Origin of the sequence: Mesorhizobium sp. M7A.F.Ca.US.007.01.2.1, from assembly GCF_003998165.1 — a bacterium.
Classification (GTDB): domain Bacteria; phylum Pseudomonadota; class Alphaproteobacteria; order Rhizobiales; family Rhizobiaceae; genus Mesorhizobium; species Mesorhizobium ciceri.
Genome location: NZ_RZQP01000371.1, coordinates 1 through 3,597, shown reverse-complemented (window position 1 = coordinate 3,597; position 3,597 = coordinate 1). Strand labels below are relative to the sequence as shown.

Below are 3,597 nucleotides of genomic sequence, written 5' to 3'. Positions count from 1 at the left end.
GAAGAAGATTTATATGAAACAGAGGCAATCTTCATAAGAAACGGGAAAGTAACATCAAGAATAAAGTTGACTGGATTGAGTGAGTTTAAGGTTATAATGAGCTCGTTATCCTATTTTGGGTCAAAATTAAGGGGAATAGCAAAAGATGAATCGATTACTTTTGATTTTAATGGATTAACATTTGACCAATATATACCAATAAACAAAAATTTAAGATTGATTTGGGATGAATGATTTAAAAAAGAGATAAACAACGATTGTAGGGAATTGCGGTGACAGTGCACTTTTATTCTCGATGGTGGACTGTGGTCGAAGAAAATCCCCGTGATTCATCGGCCTCTTGCGAGTGCCAATCCTCCGGCTTCGCCCTCGTCGCTGTCCTTGTCTTCCTCCTCATCGTCTCCGCCATCACCTCTACCTTCGCCCTGACCGCCTGGACGCGGCTCAAGATCGCTTCGAACGAGACTGAAAGCCAGCGGCTCGGCCTGCTCGCCGAAGGCCTGACCAATGTGCTGGCGGCGCGGCTGTCGAGCGATGGCGCCGATATCGGGTTGCCGCTCAATTTCGAGCCAGTCTCCTGCGTGGTCGGCGATCTGACGGTCGTGATGCGGTTGCAGGGGCATTCGGGCCTGATCGATCTCAACGCCGCCGATCACAATCTGCTTGCCCAGGGTTTCGCTTCGCTCGGCGTCGATCCGGAGATGTCCAACTGGCTTGCGATCGCGGTCGAATATTCCCGCAGCGGCGCCAGCATCTTTGCCGCGGTCGCCACGCAAAAGGTCGAAGTCGCCGGCGGCTTCAAGCATGCACCGTTCGAATCCGTGGCCGAGTTGCAGGATTTTTCCAGGTTGCGCTCGATTTCTTTGCCCGATCTCTACAGCACATTCACGGTCAATTCGCGGCGCGGCGATCTGGTCGTAAGCCGAGCCAGCCCCGTTCTGGCCAGCTTCGCCAAGGCCGGAACATCGGCAGGTGCAAAGATGCCCGAGCAGAGCAGGCCTTCACGGTTGAGGTTTCCGTCAGCCGGCGAGGCTCGGCCATCGTCGGTTCCGCCGGCTATGTCTTCGAAAGCCGTTCGGGCGATCAAGCAAGCCTGCTCCGCACTGCAGCGGTTTTGGGAACGATAGGCGCCAAGACAAGGGGCGTGCCTCACCCAAGGCGGTAGACGTCAGGCGCCGGTCTTGATGTAGCTCTTGTAGATCCAGCCGGTCTTGCCGTTGTAGGTGATCTGGCACCATTTCTTGCAGCTCATCACCTGCACCGAGGTTTTGGCTGGCACCGTACCGATGGCGGCGGCATTTTTCTTCGGGCCGCTTCGCATGGTCACGGCCCTCAGGATGCGTCCTGTTCCGGCGGCTGCGGCTTTCCTTGGCTTCGCCTTGGCCTGGCTGTCATCACCTTCTGCCGCTGGCTCTTGAGCCGGCACTTGCGGTTGCACCTCGGGAATGGCGGCGGTTTGTGCGCCGTCGGGATGGTTGCCCGCGGTTGCGCCGGGCGCGGCTACCTTGGCAAGTTCGGTGGCGGCATCGGTATCGGCTGCCGGCTGCGCGAATGCCGCCGTTTGCTTGTCGGGTGCCTTGTCCGCCACCTGGCTGGGAGCAGTCGAATCGGACGCGGATGCGGCCTTCAGCTGGGAACCGGTCCAGCGCGGGTCATTGGCGGCGAGTGCGGGAATGTTGTCTTGCGCGGCCGCCACAGTTGTTGGAATTGCGTCGGACTTGCGCGCCTGCGGCACGGCTGCCGCAGCGACCGCGGCCCCAACCGGGGTTATTTTCGTCGTCTTCACCGGAACCGTTGGAATGGTCTGTTCGGGGCTCGCTGCCGCCTGTCTGTCGCTGGCCGGCAATGCCAGCCACAGCGCCACGGCGGCGACCCCAAGCAGCGCGGCGGTGCCGATCGCGGCGATCACCAGATGCGAGTTCGAACGGACTTCCTGCCAGAAGGACGGCCGCATGTCGTATCCGAACTGCATGGCAAAGCGCCGACGTTCCGGCGTACCGAAACTGAAGGGCTCTCTCACTCTTGCCACCTCCATAAGCGGGCCGACGTTCTTTCGATCGGTGCCGGAAGTCCGGCGTCTGATCCGCATCGGTCCCAAAAACAACGCGGGCAGGCCCGCAACAATCCCCGAACAATCGCCCAGAACCGGCAGCTTTCGCCTGCGATTGTGGCATCAGTACGCCAACATAGAGGATTCTGCGCCTTTGCGGGAAATTGCGCAATGCGTCGCACGGCAACAAATGTTACAACAAATATTACAATATTACATCAGGCCGGCCGGCTAGATCCTGTCGCGCAGCGCAAACCAGTTGAGCGCCAGGAACAGCAGCGGCGTGCGGAAACGCCGGCCGCCAGGGAAAGGCGGGATTTTCAGATCCTCGATCAGCTTCAGCCGGTCGCGGTTGCCGGCAACGGTTTCGGCATAGAGTTTACCAAAGTAGTTCGACAGCATGACACCGTGGCCGGAATAGCCGCCGGCCGAGATGACATTGGGCATCACTTCGCGCACGAAAGGCTTTCTCGGCACGGTGATGCCGACATAGCCGCCCCAGCCATGCGTGATCTCGACATCCCCGAGCGCCGGATAGAGTTCCGCGATCTGGCGACGGATGTGGATGTGGATATCCCGGGGATCGTTGACGCCATAGACCTCGCGTCCGCCAAACAGCAGCCGCCCGTCCTTCGATTTGCGGAAATAGCGCACGACGAAGCGGGAATCGTCGACCGCCTCGCCGCCCGGCAGCACGTCCGAGTGCGTATCCAGAGGCACCGTCGCGCCGATGAACGAACCGATCGGCATGATGTGCGCGGCACTCACCGGCTCGAGCGTGCCCCCATAGGCGTTGACCGCGATCAGGCATTTCTGCGCCGTCACCGTGCCTCTCGGTGTCGAAACCTTGACCTTGCCGCCACTGGAAATGATGCCGGTTGATTGAGTCCCCTCGAACAGCTGCGCGCCTGCAAGCGCTGCCACCCGCGCCGTGCCGATCACCAGCTTCATCGGATGGATGTGCCCTGTGCCGGTGTCGCGCGTGCCGCCGAAATAGGCGGTCGAGCCCAGCCGCTCCGCCGTCTCCCTGGCATCCATGAACGAGATATGCGGGTAGGAAAAACGGCTCGCCATGATCTCGGCATGCGCCTTGTAGTCATCGACATAGCGCGGCTTGTGCGCCACCGAGAGCTGGCCCGGCATATAGTCGATATCGATCTGGTTGGCGGCAGTGAATTCGAGGAGATGCGCCTTCGCCTCTTCGGCAAGATCAAACAGCGCCTTGGCGCGGGACAAGCCGTACTCGGCTTCCAGGTCCTCGGCCCAGGCGCGCTGGCCGGTGCCAAGTTGGCCACCATTGCGCCCGGAGGCGCCATCACCGAAGCGATACGCCTCGATCAAAACGACATTGGCGCCCGCCTTGGCCAGATGCGCTGCCGCCGACAGGCCGGTAAAACCGCCGCCGATGACAACGACGTCGCATGTCCGGTCGCCATCCAGCGCCGGGTATTCAGGCCGCGGGCCGGCCGTGTCCTCATACCAGGAACGGCCGGGGGAGATCGGGGATTGGTAGGGCATGATGCTCGCAGGGAGTAGGGGAGTAGGGG

Annotated in this window: 4 protein-coding genes; 2 read left to right on the top strand and 2 right to left on the bottom strand. The window is 60.5% G+C overall.

Annotation, left to right across the window (positions count from 1 at the left end):
* The coding region (locus EN949_RS36275; protein ID WP_206534993.1) for a hypothetical protein at positions 1-234 on the top strand (234 nt) is incomplete at its 5' end.
* Positions 235-272: 38 nt separating this feature from the next.
* A complete protein-coding gene (locus tag EN949_RS33775) occupies positions 273-1,127 on the top strand; it encodes a general secretion pathway protein GspK (protein ID WP_127367415.1) in 855 nt (284 codons plus the stop codon).
* Positions 1,128-1,168: 41 nt separating this feature from the next.
* Here EN949_RS33775 and EN949_RS33770 read toward each other — a convergent pair whose 3' ends face one another.
* Both EN949_RS33770 and EN949_RS33765 read right to left on the bottom strand, forming a co-directional pair.
* A complete protein-coding gene (locus tag EN949_RS33770; protein WP_027162286.1) occupies positions 1,169-2,020 on the bottom strand; it encodes an SH3 domain-containing protein in 852 nt (283 codons plus the stop codon).
* 261 nt (positions 2,021-2,281) lie between these two features.
* Positions 2,282-3,568 carry an FAD-binding oxidoreductase gene (locus EN949_RS33765; protein ID WP_127371558.1) on the bottom strand — a complete coding sequence of 429 codons (1,287 nt, stop codon included), beginning with the start codon at positions 3,566-3,568 and terminating at the stop codon, positions 2,282-2,284.
* Positions 3,569-3,597: the final 29 nt, after the last annotated feature.